Below are 22610 nucleotides of genomic sequence, written 5' to 3' on the forward strand. Positions count from 1 at the left end.
ATCACCCCTATTGGAATTTTTGCGGCACTGCTTCAATTCAGAACTGCTGCAGGTTATATTAATCCTATTAAAGCATATAGACATGAAATTATGAAGATTGCTAAAATAAGCGGCCCTGTTACCTACCATAGCTGTATCAGAGACCTAAATGATTACGGTTATATAAATTATCTTCCAAAGAGCAATAGAAATCAGAAGCGTATCATTTATTTCACCCTTTAAGAGTTCACTAAAATTCTCCGAAAAAGATAGCAAAGCTGTTTTTAGGAGAAACTTAAGTTAGTTTTTTATCTCACCAGTAGCTATTTTTTTTCCAAAAAAGTTTAGGTGTTTTTTAAAGATATTTCACCACTTTAAGTTTTGTGCCAGAATCGTGGCACATGGAGTTTTTAAATAATAGAAAACCAGCAAAATCAACACCTAGAGAAATTTAGGTTCGAATATATTATATAAACAAAAAAGGCACCCTATTAGAGGTGCCTTTATAAGTTAACTGTGATAGTATGGTTATGCTACGACTACGTTTACTGCGTTTGGACCTTTACGGCCTTCTTCTACGTCATATCGTACTGCATCGTTTTCACGGATGTTTTCCGACAGACCTGAAGCATGAACAAAAACTTCGGCTCCTCCATTATTAGGAGTTATGAATCCGAACCCTTTTTCTTCATTGAAAAATTTTACTGTACCTTCTTGCATTTTAATGTATTTAATTGCTCAAAGATAGCTTTATTAAATTAGAACTGACTGAATTTGAGTTTTTTATTTTATTTTTATAATGGATAGAATTGTGTACCGGGGTTTACCTCAATAAGATATCCTGCTCCTCCTCATGATAAAACGATGAGTTTGTTGGTAATAGAGGCATAGCTACCGCAACAAATCATTTCTGCTACGTTTTAATTATATAGCAGGGACAATAAAAGGTTCTGTCGCATCTGTCAGAATCAAATATAAGAATTTAAGTAATTTAAAAGTTAGCCTGCTAATTTACAAAATGATTTAAACATAGTTATCCCTAAACTAACCATTTGATTCTTTCTCAGCATATTCACAACTTCAATTCCACGCAAGGTTCGTTTGGCCGATTCAAAATTTTTAAAACTTAATCCGTTTTGTATGCGCCACTTGATGAAACTATGGTCCTGTTCGACAATATTGTTGAGATATTTACACTGTCGGATTTTAATCTTTGAGAACGAACATTTGTTATATACTTTGATCGCTCCAGTATTAGAACCGCTTTTATCAATGTTTATTACTCTTGGTCTGCAGTTGTTACTAATTGCTTTAATTAGAAAAGACTGAGCACTCATTCTTTGTCTTTTTATGGTCAGAAGGAAGTCAACCGTATTGCCTGATCTATCTACTGCCCTATATAAATAACACCAAATTCCTTTTACTTTAATATACGTCTCATCCATTCTCCAACTCTTCCTCACTCTGGCTTTTCTATTCTTCATCTCTGCCTCAATGAAAGGCATAAACTTATATACCCAGCGCTGAATCGTAGCATGATCCACAAGCACTCCTGTAATTTTCATTATTTCCTCAACATCACGGTAACTACCTGTAAATCTTAATTTGAAATAAACTACATGAATAATTATGTATTTTGGATAACAATGACCTCTAGTATTCATCTTTTGATCGCTTTAAAATTCTAAAGATAAAAGATATTCCCAGATGCGACAGAACCTAAGTATTTAAGTATTACAAAAATAGTTTTTCACAAGTTTTAAAAAGGATAACCTGCAAATAAATTTGCAGGTTATCCTTTTTAGTCTGTTTCTAAATTTTATGAAAATTGTAAAAATTAGATAAGACTATTGTGGCGCACTAGGCTGTCCTATAACCATCTTTTCTTTAAGAATAAAATCATTTAAAATTCCATCCTAACGTCAAACCAAATGCTACTGGCGTGATTTTATTATTTTGTTCAGTACTGTACAAACCATTCGCTTTTCTATCGGTAGCTGATGTTGGATTGTAACCTACATAAGACTGTTTTTTTTCTTGGTCAAGTATTGTTCCGTATCCATTTTCGAGAAACATCGCTACATATAAAGCATTCTTTTTACCTATATCAAATGTAAATCCGAACTCAAAAAAACTCATTAAAATTCCTTTTGTTTTATATTTTCCATCTGCTGAAAAACTACTTTGTGACCCTATTCCATACTCAGGTAAATTATCAATTGTCAGATTAAAATCAGGGTAATAAGCTGTACCAACTGCCTTATCTGCAGTCGCTTTTATTTTATAACTAACAGGTAAAAAATACTTTACTCCTGCTCTAAAATTAAAATCAATTCCTACATTGATGTTGGTTTTAATTTGTATAAAAAGCGGAATCTGAACGGCATGCAATATTTGTTTTTCTTGATAATTATTCGTTGTAACTTTATAAATAAATGCCGAACCAGCAGCATCTACTTCATAGTTAGTTAGCATGCTCGAATTGGAAATCAAAAACACTTCCTGTTTGTATTGCGACAATTCTAGTCCTGATCCAACTCCGATGTTTTTTGTAAAAGAATATATATATCCTGCTTTTACAGCTCCTCCTATTGTAGTTCCTGCTACTGTTCCTTTTACATTACTTTCAAGAAGGGCCGCTCCTGTTTGTAAACCTACGTAAAATTGAGCACTAGCAACTGTAGAGAATAGAATTAATATAATACTTAGTATGTGTTTACTATTAAATTTCATATATGTTATTTTTACCAGAATAATCCATCCCCATTATAAAGAATGGGGATTTCATACTCTTCTGTTATTTAGTTTCTCACTAAAAGGTTTTTTGAAAACATTTTACCATTTGTCAAAGTGATTATCACGATATAGACCCCTTCAGCATTGGGTGCTTGTAAAGTAGTTTCACCTTCATTAGTTCTTTTCTGATCTACCAACGATCCATTTAAACTAAATACTTCAATACGTGCATTTAGCATTCTGTCAGCCTCTATATTAGTAATCAACCGATAACTTTCATTGCTTCTAACCGGATTAGGGAAAATTTTAACCGTGTCAAATGTTCGCTTTGAAAATATGGTTAATGAGCAGGAACTGATTAAAGTACCGTCTAATTTGGTAGCAACTGCGTGATAAGTTCCATTTAAACCTCCGGTTTCTTTATAATACTGCAAAGTTTGACCTGGAACCAAAACTCCGTCTTTGTACCAAGTATAGAATTTAAATTCTTTTGAACTGTTGTCAAAGAAAATCACATCCTCAAACTGTTGTCTAATTAAATTGGGCTGGCTATATAAAACTGGCAATGATATAGCTTCAGCGGCATTGTAATTGATATTACCCGCTTGCGAAGCCGTAACAGTTGCTGAACCAGGATTGTTAAAGATTAATTCATCATTCGAAATTTCTGCCACATTCAAATTAGAGGAGTTATAACTTATAGATAAACCGCTATTTGAAGTTGCCGTTAAAACGCTTGTAATTTCTCCGTCACAATTCGAAACCAAAGTTTGATTCCAGGTTATTAGCTGATCTGCTTTGGTAATTTCAAAATCTATTCCAGTATATGTAATATCATAGTTGGCACCTGCAGTAAGTGTTCCCTGTGCTATTGCATACGTTCCGACATTCTCTCCAATTGCTCTTTCTAAAACGCCAGTGAAAGTATCATTTCCAACTAAAGCTGGTGCAACTGAGTATGTAAGAGCACGATCGGTTGTTCCGTACACTTTTGTTTGAGAAGCATCTGCCGCTACAGTGATTGGTTTTACTGTAATTTCAAAAGTGTCTGATGTAATCAAAGTTAAAGCATAGTTGGCTCCTGCTGATAAACTTCCAATAGTATAATCGTAATTTCCAACGTTCTCACCATTTGCTCTGTTTAAACTACCGCTAAAAGCATTTCCAGTTAACAAGGTTTCGCTTGCAGTATACATTATAACAGGATCTGCTACTCCGTAAACTTTGTTTTGAGCAGTCTTAGCCGTTACGGTGATTTCTTTTGGTGTAATTTCAAAATCGTTACTTTCGAAAGTAATATTATAATTAGATCCTGCGCTCAAATCTCCTTCTCCAATAGCATAAGAACCTGCATTCTCTCCAATTGCTCTGGATATACTTCCTGTGAAAGTATCAGTTCCTATCAAGGCTGGTAAAACAGTTGATGTCAAAACAGGCTCAACTGAACCATACACTTTTTTTTGAGAAACATCAACAGTTACTGTAATCGGTTTTGCTGTGATAGTATAATCTTCACTTACATAATTAATCCTGTAATTAGATCCTGCACCTAAACTTCCTTGTGCAATTGTATAAGTTCCTACATTTTCTCCAGCTACTCTTTCTAAAGTTCCTGTGAAGGAGTCTCCGCTTTCTAAACCTGGTGCGAATGAATAAGTCAAAGCTGAATCAGCCTCTCCATATACTTTTGTTTGTGAATCAGCAGTAACTGAGATTATTTTGGAAGTAATTTCAAATCTGTCCCAGTATATGTAATGGCATAGTTGTTACCTGCAGTAAGTGTTCCCGTGCTATTGCATACGTTCCGATATTCTCGCCAGTTACTCTTTCTAAAGTACCCAAGATAGTATCATTTCCAACTAAGTCTGGTGAAACTGCGTATGTAAGAGCAGGATCTGCTGCTCCATACACCTTTGTTTGAGAAGCATCAGCCGTTACAGTGATTGGTTTTGCTGTAATTTCAAAATCAGCACCTACATAGTTAAGACTATAATTAGTACCTGCACTCAATGTCCCCTGTGTGATCGCATACGTTCCGATGTTTTCTCCTGCTGCTCTTTGTAAAGTTCCTGTAAATGAATCTCCACTTATCAAGACTGGGTATAAATGTGTAGCTCAAAACGGGTTCAGCATCACCATACACTTTTGTTTGTGAAGCATCGGCTGTTACTGTTATTGATTTAGCAGTAATTTTACCTATTTGTGCCGATAATGTTTGCGCATTTAAACTATAATTTAATGCATCATCACCAGTAATGGACAGGTTATTAACTGTTACCGTTTTATTAGTTCCGATACCATTGGTATCATAACTTCCAATTGAAGGATAATTTAAGCTTACAATATCATGTTCTAAAACTCCGTCGAGTTCAAAATTATCACCAGATAAGGAAGCATCAGTTGAGCCTTCAAAAGTTTTAGTAACATTTCCTACTAACGAAACTTCTATTTCTTTAAGTGTTACTGTTGCTATGTTAGCAATTACAGACGTAGTGCTTAACTCATAGTTTTTAGCATCTGATCCGGAAATCCTTAAATCAGTAATGGTTACTGGTTTATTTACTTGTACATTTTTATTGTTTAACTGCCCCACAACCGGATTAAGTAAGACAACATTATCACCTTCAACAACACCCTGTAAAGCAAAATTAGTAGATTCTAATGCTATAAAAGGGTCAGCGTTATAGGTTTTTGACAGCTGTCCTTGTAATGTAACATCTATAGATTTCGGAATTATGATTAAATCTCCTTCTACTATTTTATCATTATAATTTGGTTTACTGATTACAGCGTATACCTTATATTTGCCCACTACTTTTTGGTTATTGTTTGTATAATTTACAGTTACCTGAGGCGGAAGGGCACCCACTATCGCTATTGATTTTTCAGTTCCATCATACGTAAATGTATCAGATGCTAAAACAAAATCGGTATCTAAATTCCCTTTTAGAATGGTTATTTTCGCAACGAGTTGTTTATCATTATAATTGGTACCTCCATTAATATTTACCGTCACATTATAAGACCCAACATTGACATTGTCATTATTTTCATACGACATTGTAACTCCTTCTGGAAGAATTGCTTCAAGCGATAATCTCTTAGGAGTGCCATCATAAACTGCTTCTTTTTCTAGTAAAAATAGTCCATCTGGCAGATTCGTTTTAGTAATAGTCATTGAAGTTGTTAATTCAAGTAAATTATAGTTATCACTTGAAATTGATACTTTTACGTTACTATAAGTACCCGCATTCTTTTGGATATTTGAATATACTACATTTACCCCTTCTGGTAGCATTCCAGATACCTCCGGATGTTTATCATAACCATCATAAACAAACGATCTTTCATTAAATGAAATATCTGAGAGGTCTTTTTTGTTAATGGTGAGTGTATTAGATATTGTAATATCATTGTAATATTCACCTCCGTTGATTAAGGCATTAACAACATATTGTCCTGCATTAATTTGTCCATTACCTTCATACAATACACTGGCTCCTGCAGGTAAACCTATAACGTTAAGATATTTTGCAGCACCATCATATGTATATGTTTTTGGTTCTAAAGTAGCGGTGAAATCTCCTTTTTCAACTGTTAGTATAAAACTGTTAGTTGCAGAAGCATATGTTTCATTTCCACTTTGAGTCACAGTTATCGTAGTTTGACCAACCCCTACAATATGAATTTTATTATCTTTTGTTATGTAAGCCACATTTTTATTATCACTACTATAGGCAAGCGATAACAAGCCACTTGATGCGCTTCCTATTACAAAGTCAGCATCAGTATATTTTTTAGTGACATCATCAACATTAATCGTCTGTACTATTTTGGACTCATAACAACCCATATCTATAGTGGTGTTAAGAAAACGATTGGTATTTGCAATATCTTTATTACCTCCAATTCCTGCATCATATAGGGAGTTATCGCCTTTGTTGATCGCTAGGGACGTAGATTTTAAATTAAAATTATTTATAAATATATCAATAAAATCAGCAGGTATTGCATAGAAATTATTAGCTAATGTCATTGCGGTATATTGAGACTTAGCCCTAGACAGTAATGAGTTTTTAATTGTAACTGTACCTCCTGTCCTTTCAATATCAGTAATATTGGGGTTATTTTGAAAAACAGTATTAAGCACTTCTAAATTAGAAGTCCCATCAGTAAAAATATGGGGTGAGTCACCATCAATATCTCCAAAAGTAGTATTAACAATTTTTGCATTGGAATTATATATACCCATTGAGGAACCTATTGCACCATGGTGATAAGCTGAATTACCGTAAAAGAGTGTATTATATAATATAACATTAGAATTATCTGTAATGTAAACAGCACCAGCTCGATGTCCCGCAGAGTTCTCGGCGATAATACAGTTTTTTATAGTAATGTTTGAATTATCTGCACGTATCGCTCCTCCATATTCTCTAGTAATATACTTTCCGTTTACTAGTAAACTACCTTCTGCTGCATGTGCTGCACTCGCTGCTGCACCTTTTGATATAGTAAAACCATCTATCTCATAATTACCAGTTGAATTAACAACAGTAATTATATGATTAATTATAGACTGACCGTCCAAAATAGTTTTGTTTTCTGAAATACGTCTGTCGGCAAGAGTCTCATTGGCAATACTTCCATCAAAGCCTCCATAAAGTTTTATTCCATCAAATAATAAAAAGCTATTATCTCTGCCTTCATCAATAAAATTAGAATTATCTCTTAAACTGTATTTTGGAGTGTAGGTTCCTTTTGCCACATAGATCTTATTTACCGTGCCCGCTACATGACTATTAAGTATGCTAGCATGTTTTAGAGCTAAAGACAAATCATCTAAAGCGAGTTCCCAGGTAGAACCATCACCTCCTACAGTACCTTGTTTCACATAGAGTATATTGTTTTTGAGGGTAGTATTAGGTAAAATTTTTAAAGTTCCTGGCTCGTATGTTATGTTATAATTGACACCAGACAATCCGGCTGGCATAATACCATTCGTGTAAACTCCAATTTCTGATTTACTTACGGCACTACCCGAATAAGTTACTGACCCTGTCAATTTCGACCTATCATCACCGTAAACAAAACCAGTATAACTTACATCATAATTTACCGCTGGAAAAAGTAAGTTATTCGCAAGTTTACTCTTATCGTTTGCTCTTACTATCAGAGTTGCTTTTTCTACCGTTAAAACGAAGGTAGTAACTGTAGGAGCATACTCTTCATTACCGCTTTGAGCAACTGTAATTGTTGTAGTTCCTGCCGTAAGAATATGAATTTGCCCCGAAACAATAGTTGCGACTGTAGCATTACTACTACTATTATACGATAGTGGCAAATTACTATTTACTGTAATAGTTGGATGAATAAAGTCTACGTCACCATAAGTCTTTGTTAAATTACTGGCTGTAATATTTTGAGTTTTGCGTAATTCTTCTGCACCAATATCAATAGTTCCTGCAAAACGATTATGTCCCTTAATATCGTAAACTGAAAGACTATTAAATGTGTAATACGAAGCACTTCCTTTGTCTTTTGCAAAACTATCTACTTTCAGCGCTGTAGTATTTCCTTCAAAAATATCACCTAAAGCAACAACGGTTTGGCTATTATTATAAATACCTTGTCCTATGTTATCATCTCGTTGAACAATACTATTGTATGCTGTGATGCCGCTGGAAACTCCTTTGTTATTATTCATATATATGGAGTTGTACAAAGTGGTTGTAGAGCTACCGTCATTTGCAATAGCAGGAGCATTAGAATTGTTTAAAGATTTAGAATAATTAAAATAGATTGTACTATTTATATAGCTTTGGATTACTATTTGAACCATTGTACATAGCCGCGCCAAAGCCTAATTGATTCTACTTCGTTCTACTCCAACTGTATTATTTTGAATAATACAGTTTATAAATACCGGACTACTGTTTTCATTATATATTCCTCCGCCACGTGTCGAAATATTAAAACTAAAGGGTACAATGCATTATCTTTAATTATACAATTTATTATAGTAGGAGAACTGTTTTTATTATAAATTCCTCCCCCTGAACCTAAGTTAGACGAATTAGAACCTCCTATTGTGAATCCATCGATAACATCTGCATTTGTTAATCCATTATCATTATTTGATATTACACTAATTGCATTGCTTCCAGGATGCAGTACACTTTGACCAAATTTCCTTTTATGCGAAAGTGCTTCAATGCCATTTTCAGGATCGAAACCACCATATATACTCACTCCTTTAAACATGGTGAAAGACTGTTCAGTATTAGATGAATATGACCCTACAGATACAAATATTTTTGTTGCTATAGTTGTTTGATTTCTATTAATTATTCTTACAATATCCAACGCATCTCTAAGCTCTCCTAAGGCATTATTCCAAGATGTGCCGTTACCCGTAGCCCCTTTTTTAACGTATAGCGTGCCATCAATTAATGTTATATCTGGATTAATTGTTAAAGAACCCTTTGCATAAACAATTTCATACTTTGCAGATGTATAACCCGAAGGAATTATTGTATAATTAAGACCACTCGTAGTTGCAGTAGTAGCAGAGCCGCTGAATACCAAATTTCCACTTAAACTATTTTGTGGTGTATCTCCTGAAACAAATCCGGTGTACGAAACAGAGAACCCACTAAATACTGTATTATCTTGCACTTTAAATTTATCATCAGCTTTTACAGTTAAGATTTTTTTTCCTACGGTTAATGTGAAAGTGGCAGTAACAGCATCGTATTCGTTATCATTTCCGGATTGATTGACTGTAATAATAGCAGTTCCAACATTTACTATTTTGATTTTACCATTTTCTATTATAGCCACAGTATTGTCACTAGAAGCGGTAAATTCCAGTGGCAATCCGCTTGATGCGGTTCCGTGTATGAACGGTTCATCTCCATATGCTTTTGTAATAGCACTAGCGGTTATTGTTTGAGGTCTAATTTTCTCGAATGCCCCTACATCAACATTAGAATCGATAATACGAGTTTTACCTGTTAAATCTTTGGCAGGTAAAGTTATGTTGGCTGGAGTATTATCTCCACCATTTATAGCAGAACTACCTGTTATTAAAGAATAACTCACGTCAAAAACAGGAGTACTGCTGGTAATATTATTTATACCCTGAATTAAACTATTTTCATAAGCAGGACTACTGCTATCGTTAACAATATTTGAGGTGTTCTTCACACTAACAGAATTTATAATTCTAAGAAGAACCATTTGTATTATACAATGCTGCCCCTTGTGCGCCTGTATTATCAGCTATTGTTGCATTGAGTATCGTAGGTAAGGATGCATTGTTGTACATAGAGGCTCCGTTAGCCGCATTATTACTGATAACCAAACAGTTAATCCATGTTGTATTAGCATTTTCATTGTATACGCCACCCCCATTAACACTAGCGGTATTAGATTTTATAATACAATTTTCAAATTTTGCAGCTACTTTTTTATTATATACACCACCCCCATTATTTGCATTACCGTTTGTAATGGTAAAACCGTTTAAAACAGCAGTACTGGTTAAGCTATTGTCATCATTTTTAATTACTGGGGCATTATTACCTCTTAAGATACTTCCTCCGATGACATCACCTGTAATTCGTTGATGTGTCAAGTTTGTGATTGCATTATCAGGATCAAAACCTCCATAAATCTCTACGTCTTTAGGCATTACATAGGACTTCCCTGAGGCCAATTGATAGGTTCCTTTAGTTACAAATATTTTTTTAACTTTCTTAGGATCACTATCAGCAGTATGAACGGAGTTAATATTAGAAGCTCTTATTAAAGCAAGCTCTAAATTATTCAAGGCACTACTCCAGGAAGAACCATCACCTCTTCCGTTTTGCTTTACATATAAAATGTTATCTGTTAATATTAAATTCGATTTAATTTCTAAGGTTGCTTCTTCATACAAAACAGTGTATTTACTAGAAGTAATTCCCTGAGGAATAATTCTGTAAATTCCCGGTTCAGTAGCTGTAGTTGCATCACCGTTGAAGGATATAGAACCGGATATACTATTCGATTGATTATCTCCCGACTCAAAGCCAGAATAAGTTATGTTATAATTATTATTTCCATAAACACTTCCATCGTATACCTTCACTTTATTGACAGCTTTTATTACGAGTGGTATTTTGGTTACATTAACCACAATTTTAGTTCTGGCACTTTCACAATTATTAGCGCTGGTTTGGCTAACCCAATAAGTGGCCGAATTTTCGGTGGACATATTTAGAGATGGAATTGCTGCTAGTGCTTTTCCACCTACTTCCTGCGTATACCATTTTAAATTACTGCCATTTATCACAATTTTAGCTCCAGGCTGACCAATTATAAAATTTTGTGGAGATACTGCAGTTGGTGCCTCTGTAGAATTTATAGATACTACAACGCTTGCTCTGTCGCTTTCACAACCATTAACAATTTGACTTGCATAATAAGTGTTACCAGAAATTAAAGTTGTATTACTGGCTAATGAACTACCTCCTGATGGCTGACTGTACCATTTTACATTGACACCGGTTACTAATAAATCATTTACGATGACATCCTGACTGCAAAAAGATTGCATTGAAGCAACGGTTGGCATGATTTTACCGGAAACACCTAATTCATTTTCGTATGCACCAATATCAATTGTACTTACTTTTCTATTTTGACCTGCAAAATCGGTGTTGGCATAATCACTGGCGTATAAGAAATTATTACCTCTGTTTATGATAGGACTACATCCTGTGAGATTAAAATTATTATTAGCAACATCAGTAAAATACACGTTGGTTTCACGTATGTTATTATTTTTATTTACAAATCTATTCTCATAATCATTCTTAAAAGAATTATTTCGAACATCAATCGCAGTACTGGAACCACCAAGCTCCTCTAAAATATTGTTATACACCTTAGCAGATCTGCCAGCCATATAAATACCATATCCACCTTCATTCCAAACAGTATTATTTACAAATTCAACTGTAGAATCTAGATATAGAATAGCGGTATAGTTTTCGTTTTTGGTAAAAATATTGTTATATAATTTATTTACCCCATCAAATGCAGAAATGACACTACCTGTTTGTGTCGCAGTGTCGACTCCCGTATTGCTCCTAACAGTATTACTAAAAAAGTGGTTAGTTCCGGAACTTTCAAAATCTACTACAGCTCCAAAATTGGAGCGATTTCTTGTAAATAAATTATTGTGCACATTTGCTGTAATTGTATTACTTAATAATATTCCGCCACCTCTCTCAACAGCGCTGTTATTATCAAAAGTATTGTTGTTGATCGTTAACGTATTATTAGCCAAGGAAACAGCATATAGTGCTCCACCGTATTTATTTGAACTATTAGTATCAAAAGTATTACCATTAATAACTGAATTAACTGTATACGTTTCAAAATAAATGCCTCCTCCTTGTTTGGCAGCGGTATTTCTTGTGAATGTATTAGTAGAAATCTGAACATTATTGTCTTTGATAGACGTTATAGCACCACCTATTCCAGAAACAGAGAATGCATTAGATTGTGTAACACTATTTTCTGTAAATCTATTGCCACTAATTGTAACAATATTTTTATTTTCAGATAAACATATAGCTCCTCCTAACCACGAGGTACTCCCAGAAACGGTATTATTTACAAATTTAACACCATTTGTCTCCATTACCAGCAAAGCACCGCCTAAACCTTTAAGTGCATTGTTGTTATTAAAAGTATTTCCTTGAATCTGAGCATCTATAACCCTAAGAAGCATAATTGCTCCTCCTCCTCCAAAAGCTGTATCTTTAGAGTCCATTAAAGAACTATTTCCTGTGAATGTAGAATTAGTTACCTTAAGATTCCTGATTTTATCATCTGCATAAATAGCACCTCCATAATCTGCACTATTATTCGTAAATGTACAGTTATCAATGTTTCTTATTTGTGCAAGATCCTGGGTCACATGCTCTATATAAATAGCACCTCCATATCTATAAGGTTGCTTAACTTTTGCCGTGTTATTACCAACAAATGAAACATTTTTAAGATTTAATGATCTTCCGCCCAAGTCGGCAATAGCGGCTCCCATATTTGAAGTATTATCAGTAAAATTACCGCCTGTAATTGTTAAATAACTTTTACTGGCAGTTATGGCTCCTCCATGGTCATCAGATCTGTTATTGATGAAATTACAGTTCGTCAGTGTGGCGTGGGCCTCATCTTGTAAACTGATAGCAGCACCATAATCGCCACTATTATTTCTAAAGGTTACGTCATTTAAGGTTAAAACTCCTTTAACATTCAAAATCCCCCCTCCATTACTTTTAGGGTAAGATGTATTTAATATTTCTGTCGTTCGTATATTACCTCCTGGAACAGACATAACCCCAGGTAAGCCTGGCTTTCCTAAAAGTTGCAAACCCATAGAAGTATAGTTGTAATAAGGACTTTCGGACATGGATACAAACCAGTCTGGGTAACTGTCCTGAATTTTATCGTTAGCAGACATACCTTTCGTTACTTCTGATATCATGTAATATTCAATTAAATCACACTTTCCGTCACTAATGGTTAAGCCGTCTAAGTAATAATTCTCATTCGCCTCAAGAGCATGAATAAGTACCACATGATGCGCATATTTTCCACCACCTAAATTACCACTAAGAATAGTTTCATTTCCTGTGAAATTTCTTTGTGAAAGACTGGTTTCGTTACCACTAAAACCTCCATATAATTTTACATCCTTTTTTAAACCAAAAGTGTTATTCCTATCCTGTGTATTTTTGTTAGGCGCTAAAGCTATTTTAGGAGTGTATGTTCCTTTAGCGATCCATATTTGTGTATCAGCGCTAGATGAACTAATCATTTTCTGTAAGTTCTCAGAAGCGTTACCCCATGAACTTCCATCTTTATTTCCAGAACCATTTACCGTTACATATTTTATTGTTTGAGATTGCAATAAAATAGTAAATAAAAAGAAACTAATTAAAAGTGGGTATCTGGATAGAGTGAGTTGCTTTTTAAAAAGTTTAAGAGTTTTAGTTTTCTGTAAATAAAGATACCATACAAAGACTAAAGACTTCAAAGTCAACAAGTATTTTTTTTCCATAAAAAAGTAAGTAATAAAATTGATTTATATAATTTAGGTAATTTTGAACCTATTTTGACAGGGTTAGTTCAAGCTTTAGATTCTTGAGACATTTAATGAAAAGGCAATTTTTTCATAAACTTGATATTTATATTTGTTCGTTACTTAATGTAGCTTGGAAATTTAAAAATAACGCTACCATTACAAAGTTTAAATATTTGATTTTTTGTAAACTCATAAGTCTGTCTGGTTTTCATTTTAAATATTCCTTTATCTCACCTTAATGTTTTCCCAGAAGCTTTAAAAGAAGTCACAGAATCGCCAATATCTTCAAAACATGAAATATTTGGTTTTTGAGAAATTATAGATGAACTAAAGAGCATCAAAAATAACGGTAAGTAGATTTTTTTCAAGTAGGATTTAATTTATTTCGTTTATACAAATGAGATCAAAAAAGAACAGCTCAATCTAAGTTCAAAATTATATATATCTTCATTATAAGCCTATTTAAGGGGGTGGACAAAAAAGAGACATTTTTAAACGGTACTAATTTTTAGTCAACAAGCTGTCTTTTCAACAAAGAATGAGTATGCAAGTATCTAAATTTTGTATTTTTGTGCTTTTGTAACTTATTAAGCCCCCCTGCATGACTTCTTTTACAAAAACAAATAGCTTGTTTTATGTGTTATTTGTATTCCTTTTTTTATAAAAGGGCATTCTCAAAAACGATTAGATACTTCTACGGATTTAAATAAAAATATTGCAACAATTATCATTCAAGAACAAGGAAGCAACTTTAAAAAAGACACTTTAGAACTTAAAAGAAGATTAGCATTTTTAAAACTATCTTCAAGTAAAAGATTTCATGTTTTATACGATGCTTTGTTAGCAAACGGTTATTCATCTTTTTTTGACAGAATTAATAATAGAAGTAATCGCTATTTTTTAAAATCAATTCAAGAAGCTCAAAAACTAAAAGATCCTGCACTCCTTGTCTGGACACAATTAAATTATGCTAAATACTTGTATTTTTATTGTGAGATAGATAAACTAATTCCAATTGTACTCAAGACAATTGAAGATACGAAGAAACTGAATCCTACTGAAATTATTTTACCAGAGGATACTTTTAAATTTTTTGGTTACATCATGTTTACCGTAGAAGATGATTCTGCTATTGATTTTTTAAAAAAATCAATACAGTACACTAAAACGGCTTCTTCAGAATCTGCCGGTGTTTTGAATGCAATTGGCAACTGTTATCTTAGAAATAAAGATTTAGCAAATGCCATGCGATACTTTAATAAATCTGAAGCCGTCGCATTAAAAATAGGTGACACTATCAGGTATGCAAAAATCTTAGGTGATAAAGCACTAATATATGAAAAAAAAGGAAATCTAAAAACAGCTGCAGATTTTTTAAAACAAGATATTGCTTATTCTCAAAAGTTTAAAATTGATAAGAATGAGATGTATGCTTCAATTTTATTAGCTAAAATTCTTTTAAAGCTGAAAGATACAACTGAAACTAAAAAAAATCTTGAAAAGGCTGGAGAAATTGCAAGTTCTAAATCGTATTACAGGAGCTCATTAAAAGAAGTAATTGAATTAAAACTTATTATTTTAAATGGCAAAAATCCTGAAAAAGAATTACTGTTAAGACGCCAGCTTAAGCAAATTGAAGAATATTTACTTCAAACAAATGGCAACACCGTACTGCGAAGATCTAATTGGATTATTCAGAAAAAAAAATATGAAAGTGAAACTGAAAAAATTCGATTGCAATTAGAACAGGGAGAAAAAACAAAGAAAATTTATATTCTAATTTTAGTATTAACTATTGTATTATGTTTGATTGTCTATATTGTTTTAAACAAAAAATTAAAGGTAAAAAGAATAAAAATTGAAAATGACAGATTATTTTTTGAAAAGAAGCTTAACGATGTTAGTTCAAATGTAAACACTTATGTTGAGTACCTTAAGAACAAGAATAAACAGATATCAATCCTGGAAAATGAACTTGAAGAAGTTAAGAGCGCTGCTTCAAAACATTTAGAAGAAGAAAAAGGAAAACTCCAGGAAATATTAAATTCTCATCTAATGACTGATGAAAATTGGAGTGCTTTTAAGCAGGAGTTCAAAAAACAACACCGTGAATTTTATGAATCTTTAACAGAAAATTTCCCTGAACTAAAAGAATCTAATCTAAAAATAATAATGCTCCAAAAATTAGAATTTACTAATTATGAAATGTCAACTTTACTTGGTATAACTATTGAAGCTGTTAAAAAAAGTAAACAGCGATTGAAAAAAAAATTAGGTGATAAGCATGATTTATTATTTGAAATAATTGGGAATAATCATTAGAATTATGCTAAAAAATGTTGTTTAATATAATTTGGGTTCTGTCGCATCTATTTTATTAAACCATGATTAATTGTGGTTCTATCGCATCTGTCAGAAACAAATATAAGAATTTAAGTAATTTAAAAGTTAGCCTGCTAATTTACAGAATGACTTAAACATAGATATCCCTGGACTAACCATCTGATTCTTTCTCAGCATATACACAACTTCAATTCCACTCAAGGTTCTTCTGGCCGATTCAAAACTTTTAAAACCTAATGCGTTTTGTATGCGCCATTTGATAAAACGATGATCCTGTTTTACCATATTGTTGAGATATTTACACTCTCGGATTTTAATCTTTGAGAACGAACGTTTGTTATATACTTTGATCGCTGCAATATTAGAACCGCTTTTATCAATGTTTATTACTCTTGGTCTACAGTTGTTACTAATTGCTTTAATTAGAAAATACTGAGCACTCATTCTCTGTCTTTTTCTGGTCAAAAGAAAGTCTACTGTATTGCCTAATTTATCTACTGCTCTATATAAATAACACCAAATACCTTTTACTTTGATATAGGTCTCATCTAATCTCCAGCTCCCTCCCACGCTACCCTTTCTCTGCTTGATCTCCGAGGCAAGCAAAGGTGTAAACTTATAAACCCACCCTTGAATGGTAGCATGATCAACATGTCACCCCGCATTTTCATGATCTCTTGAGCATCCCGGTAACTTAATGTAAACCTACCCTTAAAATATATTACCTGTAATATATTTTAAGGGTAGCAATGACCTTTCATATTCATTTTCGATGAGTTTAAATTCCAAAGATAAAAGCTATTCTCAAATGCAACAGAACCTAATTTTCATTGTCGATAGAAATTAAATAGCAACTTCAGGAAATCTTCTCTCACACCAAAAATCTATTATTTGATAATAATATTTTTTTTATTAAAATTCATCTACCCTGGCCAGCTTTCTGCTGGAATACGTATTGTTGAGATATCCGTAAAACAATATTTTCAATAACATCTTAGGATGATAGCTGGATCTTCCCTGCCTTTAAACTATGGTATAATATCGGAAAATTCTAGCTGTTCAACAACGCTGTCAATTAATCTGGCAGCATGATTCTCTGGGATCAGATCATTTAAATTCAATGGAAAAAGATCTTGCTGATGAACCCAATGTGGTTTAAAAACTAGCTGCATGATCATTGATTGTAGTACTTAAATTAAGTAAAACCAATGTAAAAAACAAAAAAAACTGTCCGAAATTTACTTTTCGGACAGCCTCTTCTTTTTTGTGGTGTTTAGGACGCTATTGATCCTTAACCGATTCATTGCAATTGAGGAAGGGTTATTTTACTGCTATAGCTTCCAGCTCCACTGTTAGTGTTTCAAAAAGACCTTTTACCTCTAACAAAGTCATCGTGAGTTTGATGTCGTTTTTGGCGATCCACTCCTGAAGGATAGGGAACTGGGGCCAAAGATCAGCAGCTGAGATGGTGTAGATCTTTAAGTGCACAATATTTTTGCAGTCGTAACCAGCCTCGCGGATGACTTGTTCCAGATTTTGTATGGCTCCAGTCAATTGTGTTTTCATGTCGCCAGTACTCGATTTTCCATCAGCGCTGATTGCTGTTTGTCCTGAAACGTAGAGTGTACCTTGTGTTTGTGTTACTTCTACAGCTTGTACAAAACTGAGTTGATCTTGCCATTTCCAGGGATTGGTGATTTTCTTTTCCATTCTTTTTTTGGATTTTCTGTTGCCATGGATTGTCCATGGTTGTATTTAATTAATGATCCAAAATTACATGGAATGCAGGGATTTTGAAGATGACATTACTCACGATTATGGTGTGAGGTTTGTCACACCAGGTCACTTTGTTCGGTTAACGGGAAAATCTGCTCAGGGTTTCTCTGGACACGCCCAGATAGGCAGCAATCAGTGATTTTGGGACGCGATGAAATAAAGTAGGATATCGTTTAAGCAATTGCTCATAGCGTTCTTTTGCATTAGAGGTAATCAGCGACAATATGCGTCGCTGTGCTCCAATATAACCAAAACTCGATTTCTCGAGGAAGAAACGTTCCATCTTTTGAAGGCCATCACATAGCTTTCGGTAATTTTCGAAGGAAAGGCCGAGCACTTCTGTGTCTTCCAAACATTCCAAGGATAGGGTTGCTTCAGTCTGCGTGTAAAAGGCATAATAATCACTTTCCCACCAATCTTCCATTGCAAAGGAAATGATGTGTTCTTTTCCCGAATCATCTGTATGAACCAATTTTAAAAGCCCCGATACTACAAAGTAAGAATATTTCACCTGATCGCCCTTCTGGATAATAAACTGGTGTTTCTTAAACTTCTTGATCATAAAATGAGTCGATATAAAGGCAAATTCCTCATCACTGAGTGGTACTACTTTTTCTATATGTTCTCTTAGTTTTTCCTCCATAAAATGCCTTCTATTTTTCTAACAGCCCGTCTAAAAACATTGCCTCTTGCTAAAATACAAACAATAAACTCAATAAAAGGCAGTGCCATAAGACCTCAGTTTGCTTCTGAATTTAAGCCAAAACAAAAGTACAAAAAAAATAGGAGTGCTAATGAAGTAGATCAAAATCAAGGTAAAGGTCTGGACAAAAGAAGCCGGATAATGATCCGGAGTAATGTTTCAGATTACGAATTCTAAAACCCAGCTTAAAAATGTAGTGAAATAGAAAAGTAAAATTTTGACCCCCCTTTACCTCCTAATTGATGTCCTTGCGCGTAACTCAAAGATATTGTTACTAAAAGACAAAATGCAAAAAGTTTTTTCATAATTCTGATTTTTAAATACTACCAGATACACAACACTCAATGGGAATTATTTTGGTTCTGTCGCATCTGTCAGAATCAAATATAAGAATTTAAGTAATTTAAAAGTTAGCCTGCCAATTTACAGAATGATTTAAACATAGTTATCCCTGGTCTAACCATCTGATTCTTTCTCAGCATATGCACAACTTCAATTCCGCTCAATGTTCGCCTAGCCGATTCAAAACTTTTAAAGCCTAATGCGTTTTGTATGCGCCATTTGATAAAACGATGATCCTGTTCGACAATATTGTTGAGATATTTACACTGTCGGATTTTAATATTTGACAACGAACGTTTGTTATATACTTTGATCGCTGCAGTATTAGAACCGCTTTTATCAATGTTTATTACTCTTGGCCTGCAATTATTACTAATTGCTTTAATTAGAAAATGACTGAGCACTGATTCTCTGTCTTTTTCTGGTCAAAAGAAAGTCTACTGTATTGCCTAATTTATCTACTGCTCTATATAAATAACACCAAATACCTTTTACTTTGATATAGGTCCCATCTAATCTCCAGCTCCCTCCCACGCTGCCTTTTCTCTTCTTCATCTCTGACTCAAGCAAAGGTGTAAACTTATAAACCCAGCGCTGAATCGTAGCATGATCCACAAGCACTCCTCTAATTTTCATTATTTCCTCAACATCACGGTAACTAAGTCTAAATCTTAATTTGAAATATACTGCCCTGAAGAATTATGTATTTTGGATAACAATGACCTCTAGTATTCATTTTTTGATCGCTTTAAAATTCTAAAGATAAAAGTTATTCCCAGATGCGACAGAACCAAGCAATTACATTTAGGCTAAGTTTTATAACCATATAAATATTTTGTCATACAAAAAAGCTTAGTGAGAAGAAAAATTATATCCGAAGGTAAAGACTAGGAATTAATAAAAGCACTGGGCAATTGGATTTGGAGAGAGCAGGTTTGGTAGTATTAAATTCTTAGGAGCTTTTGAAATTCTTTATTTCAAGAATTGGCTTCTCGTGGAATTTTTTATCACTTCATAAAATAGAATTTCTCCTTATTTTTAAAATTACAGTATTTATTGGTTTATATTAAATGTATTAATCAATTTTAATTCTCTGATAAATGTAAAAGCATTACTTTTGTTTAATGTTATTTAATAACCATTAAACAAAACACATGATAAAGCCAATCATTGTACAAATCGATAAGGCAGTATTGAATGAAGTTCAGATCGATAGAATTATAGAAATGGCATGGGAAGACCGAACACCTTTTGATGCGATAAAATTTCAATTTAATCTATCGAAGCCGATGTGAAAGCTTTGATGAAAAAAGAGCTAAAATTCAGCAGTTATAAATTGTGGCGTGAAAGGGTTGAAAACTGCAAAACAAAACACGCTGCAAAGAGAGCCCGAAGGAATTGACAGGTTTAAATGTACCAGGCAAAGATCGATTTCAAGTGATAAAATCTCTAAGCGTTAATAAAAATATTCGACGAACTCATCAAAAAAAATAAACCCGATAATGTAGTATTTTCTGAGCAGCATGGTTATAATGCAAAGCTATTGCCTTATCCTACAAGTGTTGGTGCACACAGGTGGTAATCAAAACAGATGATTTATCAGGCTGGAAAAATACAGGCATAAATAAGGTAAACAAAGAATTTGAAAGTAAATTCAATCAGCTGAAAAAGCAATACCAGGAATTCATCCAGGAATTCCAGTGGAATGAATTGCTGTACAATGCCAGATTTTCTTTGAACCCATTGTCGGTGAAATATACCACTTATACAAAGATGATGCAGACAATTCTAATTTTCTCTCCAGCTAACAACCAAAAATGGAATAAGGACATTATTGGGGCGTTCAGACTTAACAGTGATAAAAAATGGATTATCATTGATTTGAAAAGTTCCATTTTTTAGTAAAACTCCAAGATAATGAAAAACATAATAAATTTTAAAACCAGTGATCTGGAAAAAATGGAAAAACAGAATGCTGTGCATTTAATAAACAGTTTAGGCGGTTTTAAAAGTGTGGCTTTGGTTGGCACTTCTGATAGTGAGGGAAAGACCAATTTATCGATTTTTAGTTCTTTTTTTCATATTGGAGCCAATCCGCCATTAATAGGCATGATTTTTCGCCCAAGTCCACCGGAGCGGGACACTATGAGAAATATTATAGATACAGGATTCTATACCATTAATCATATCAACGAACAGATCTACAAGAAGGCACATCAGACATCAGCGAGATATAGCAGAGAAATTTCAGAATTTGATGCTGCGGGACTCACTGCAGAATATAAAAATAACTTCTCAGCTCCTTTTGTGCTTCAAAGCAATATACAGTTAGGCATTGAATTTAAAGAAAAAATAGATATTTCGATCAATAATACCACTATGATTATCGGTGAAATAGTCCAGATTTTTATTCCCGAAGACTGCTTGTCTGATGATGGTTTTGTCAATTTAGAAAAAGCAGGTACCCTTACCTGTTCTGGCTGGACAGCTATCATAAAACCCTGCAATTAGACCGGTTAAGCTATGCAAAGCCTGATAAGAAAATTACATCATTACTTAAAAGTTGAATAAAAAAAAGATAAATATTATCTGGTTCAAACGTGATCTTCGTTTTACAAGATACACGACCCTCTTTTTATGGCACAACAGGAAAATATTCCTGTTCTTTTGGTTTATTTTTTTGAGCCCTCAGTAATGGCTTGTGATGATTCTGATGTACGTCATTGGCGCTTTGTTTATGAATCCTTACAGGAAATGCAGTCTAAATTAAAGTCAATTGACACGCAGATTTATTATTTTCATAACGAAGTTTCAACTGTTTTTGAGCACCTATGCAGTCTTTATAATATTCAAAGTGTGTTTTCGCATCAGGAAATGGCAATAAGGTTACTTTTGACAGGGATATTGTCATGGAGTCTTTTTTGATAATCATAGCATTCTTTGGAAACAGTTCCAGCTCCCATGGTGTAATTAGAAAGCTAAAGTCAAGTGAATATTGGGATAAGCCCTGGGGAGAAACAATGCGCGCAACTCCGAAAATGATTGAGCTGAATGCTTATAAATTTGAAAATTTAGATCCTGATTTTTATCAAAAACTAAAAGGAAGATTATTTCGAATGAAATTACAAACCGAAATAAAAATTCTTCAACAGGGCGGCGAATATTCGGCCTGGCGGTATTTGGAAAGTTTTGCAAAAGAGAGGCACGTAAATTGCAGCCGACACATCTCCACACCCGTTTAAGCCGAAAAGGCTGCAGCCGTTTATCTCCCTATTTAACTTACGGAAACATAAGTATGCGAATGGTCTATCAATATACCAATGAGTTTTATCAAACATCACCCAATAAAAGGCCATTCTTAATTTTGTTTTCCAGGCTGCATTCGGCATTGCCATTTTATGCAAAAATTTGAAAGTGACTGTCAAATTGAATTTAAAAATACAAATACAGTTTTACGATGCCTTGGTAAAACCCAGAAATGAAATCTTATAAAAGCCTGGCAGGAAGGAAAAACCGGAGTTCCTATTGTTGATGCCTGCATGAGATGTTTAGTTCAAACGGGGTATATCAACTTTAGAATGCGGGCCA

The 22610-nt window shown here is 33.7% G+C and carries 17 protein-coding genes and 4 pseudogenes; 8 read left to right on the top strand and 13 right to left on the bottom strand.

Annotation, left to right across the window (positions count from 1 at the left end; translation table 11 throughout):
- Window positions 1–222, top strand: a 222-nt coding sequence (locus tag AC1RYN_RS15370; RefSeq protein WP_481807652.1) for a hypothetical protein, incomplete at its 5' end; no start/stop codon positions are given.
- Window positions 223–507: 285 nt separating this feature from the next.
- On the opposite strand, the gene AC1RYN_RS15375 is transcribed toward AC1RYN_RS15370, so the two are convergent.
- From AC1RYN_RS15375 to AC1RYN_RS15410, 8 genes are all read right to left on the bottom strand, one after another.
- Entirely contained in the window at window positions 508–699 is a 192-nt protein-coding gene (locus tag AC1RYN_RS15375; protein WP_481807653.1) for a cold-shock protein, read from the bottom strand.
- A 278-nt stretch (window positions 700–977) separates the two neighbouring features.
- The gene (locus AC1RYN_RS15380) at window positions 978–1643 is read right to left on the bottom strand and encodes an IS6 family transposase (protein WP_481807654.1); all 666 of its coding nucleotides are present in this window, start codon (window positions 1641–1643) and stop codon (window positions 978–980) included.
- A 235-nt stretch (window positions 1644–1878) separates the two neighbouring features.
- A complete protein-coding gene (locus AC1RYN_RS15385; protein ID WP_481807655.1) occupies window positions 1879–2712 on the bottom strand; it encodes a hypothetical protein in 834 nt (277 codons plus the stop codon).
- A gap of 68 nt (window positions 2713–2780) precedes the next feature.
- Window positions 2781–4466 carry an MBG domain-containing protein gene (locus AC1RYN_RS15390; protein ID WP_481807667.1) on the bottom strand — a complete coding sequence of 562 codons (1686 nt, stop codon included), beginning with the start codon at window positions 4464–4466 and terminating at the stop codon, window positions 2781–2783.
- Entirely contained in the window at window positions 4447–4809 is a 363-nt protein-coding gene (locus AC1RYN_RS15395) for an MBG domain-containing protein (RefSeq protein WP_481807656.1), read from the bottom strand. The genes AC1RYN_RS15390 and AC1RYN_RS15395 overlap by 20 nt, the downstream gene beginning before the upstream one ends.
- Window positions 4709–8557 (bottom strand): YDG domain-containing protein, encoded by a 3849-nt coding sequence (locus AC1RYN_RS15400; protein WP_481807657.1) that lies wholly within the window; start codon window positions 8555–8557, stop codon window positions 4709–4711. Before AC1RYN_RS15400 ends, AC1RYN_RS15395 begins: the two co-directional genes overlap by 101 nt.
- 74 nt (window positions 8558–8631) lie before the next feature.
- Entirely contained in the window at window positions 8632–9924 is a 1293-nt protein-coding gene (locus AC1RYN_RS15405) for an MBG domain-containing protein (RefSeq protein WP_481807658.1), read from the bottom strand.
- Window positions 9925–9943: 19 nt separating this feature from the next.
- Window positions 9944–13834: a right-handed parallel beta-helix repeat-containing protein gene (locus tag AC1RYN_RS15410; RefSeq protein WP_481807659.1), complete on the bottom strand. Its 3891-nt coding sequence runs from the start codon at window positions 13832–13834 to the stop codon at window positions 9944–9946.
- 861 nt (window positions 13835–14695) lie between these two features.
- On the opposite strand from AC1RYN_RS15410, the gene AC1RYN_RS15415 reads away from it, so the two are divergent.
- The gene (locus AC1RYN_RS15415; RefSeq protein WP_481807660.1) at window positions 14696–16180 is read left to right on the top strand and encodes a hypothetical protein; all 1485 of its coding nucleotides are present in this window, start codon (window positions 14696–14698) and stop codon (window positions 16178–16180) included.
- 126 nt (window positions 16181–16306) lie between these two features.
- On the opposite strand, the pseudogene AC1RYN_RS15420 reads toward AC1RYN_RS15415, so the two are convergent.
- The 5 genes and pseudogenes from AC1RYN_RS15420 to AC1RYN_RS15440 all read right to left on the bottom strand — a co-directional run.
- Window positions 16307–16840 (bottom strand): annotated as a pseudogene (locus tag AC1RYN_RS15420) (IS6 family transposase); the annotation flags it as partial.
- Between the two features lie 279 nt (window positions 16841–17119).
- A pseudogene (locus tag AC1RYN_RS15425) lies at window positions 17120–17218 on the bottom strand (transposase); the annotation flags it as partial.
- Window positions 17219–17521: 303 nt separating this feature from the next.
- Window positions 17522–17911 carry a RidA family protein gene (locus AC1RYN_RS15430; protein ID WP_481807661.1) on the bottom strand — a complete coding sequence of 130 codons (390 nt, stop codon included), beginning with the start codon at window positions 17909–17911 and terminating at the stop codon, window positions 17522–17524.
- Between the two features lie 145 nt (window positions 17912–18056).
- Window positions 18057–18620, bottom strand: a complete 564-nt coding sequence (locus AC1RYN_RS15435) for a Crp/Fnr family transcriptional regulator (RefSeq protein WP_481807662.1) — start codon at window positions 18618–18620, stop codon at window positions 18057–18059.
- Between the two features lie 470 nt (window positions 18621–19090).
- Window positions 19091–19758: pseudogene (locus tag AC1RYN_RS15440) on the bottom strand (IS6 family transposase).
- Between the two features lie 418 nt (window positions 19759–20176).
- On the opposite strand from AC1RYN_RS15440, the pseudogene AC1RYN_RS15445 reads away from it, so the two are divergent.
- The 6 genes and pseudogenes from AC1RYN_RS15445 to AC1RYN_RS15470 all read left to right on the top strand — a co-directional run.
- Window positions 20177–20482: pseudogene (locus tag AC1RYN_RS15445) on the top strand (TIGR03643 family protein).
- Window positions 20483–20597: 115 nt separating this feature from the next.
- Window positions 20598–20924 carry a DUF2452 domain-containing protein gene (locus AC1RYN_RS15450; RefSeq protein ID WP_481807663.1) on the top strand — a complete coding sequence of 109 codons (327 nt, stop codon included), beginning with the start codon at window positions 20598–20600 and terminating at the stop codon, window positions 20922–20924.
- Between the two features lie 15 nt (window positions 20925–20939).
- Window positions 20940–21533: a flavin reductase family protein gene (locus AC1RYN_RS15455; RefSeq protein WP_481807664.1), complete on the top strand. Its 594-nt coding sequence runs from the start codon at window positions 20940–20942 to the stop codon at window positions 21531–21533.
- Between the two features lie 126 nt (window positions 21534–21659).
- Window positions 21660–21947: a deoxyribodipyrimidine photo-lyase gene (locus AC1RYN_RS15460; RefSeq protein ID WP_481807665.1), complete on the top strand. Its 288-nt coding sequence runs from the start codon at window positions 21660–21662 to the stop codon at window positions 21945–21947.
- Window positions 21932–22264 (top strand): hypothetical protein, encoded by a 333-nt coding sequence (locus AC1RYN_RS15465; protein WP_481807666.1) that lies wholly within the window; start codon window positions 21932–21934, stop codon window positions 22262–22264. Before AC1RYN_RS15460 ends, AC1RYN_RS15465 begins: the two co-directional genes overlap by 16 nt.
- A 282-nt stretch (window positions 22265–22546) precedes the next feature.
- Window positions 22547–22610, top strand: a 64-nt coding sequence (locus AC1RYN_RS15470) for an FAD-binding domain-containing protein (RefSeq protein WP_481807668.1), incomplete at its 3' end; no start/stop codon positions are given.

The organism is Flavobacterium sp. TC780 (assembly GCF_056783245.1).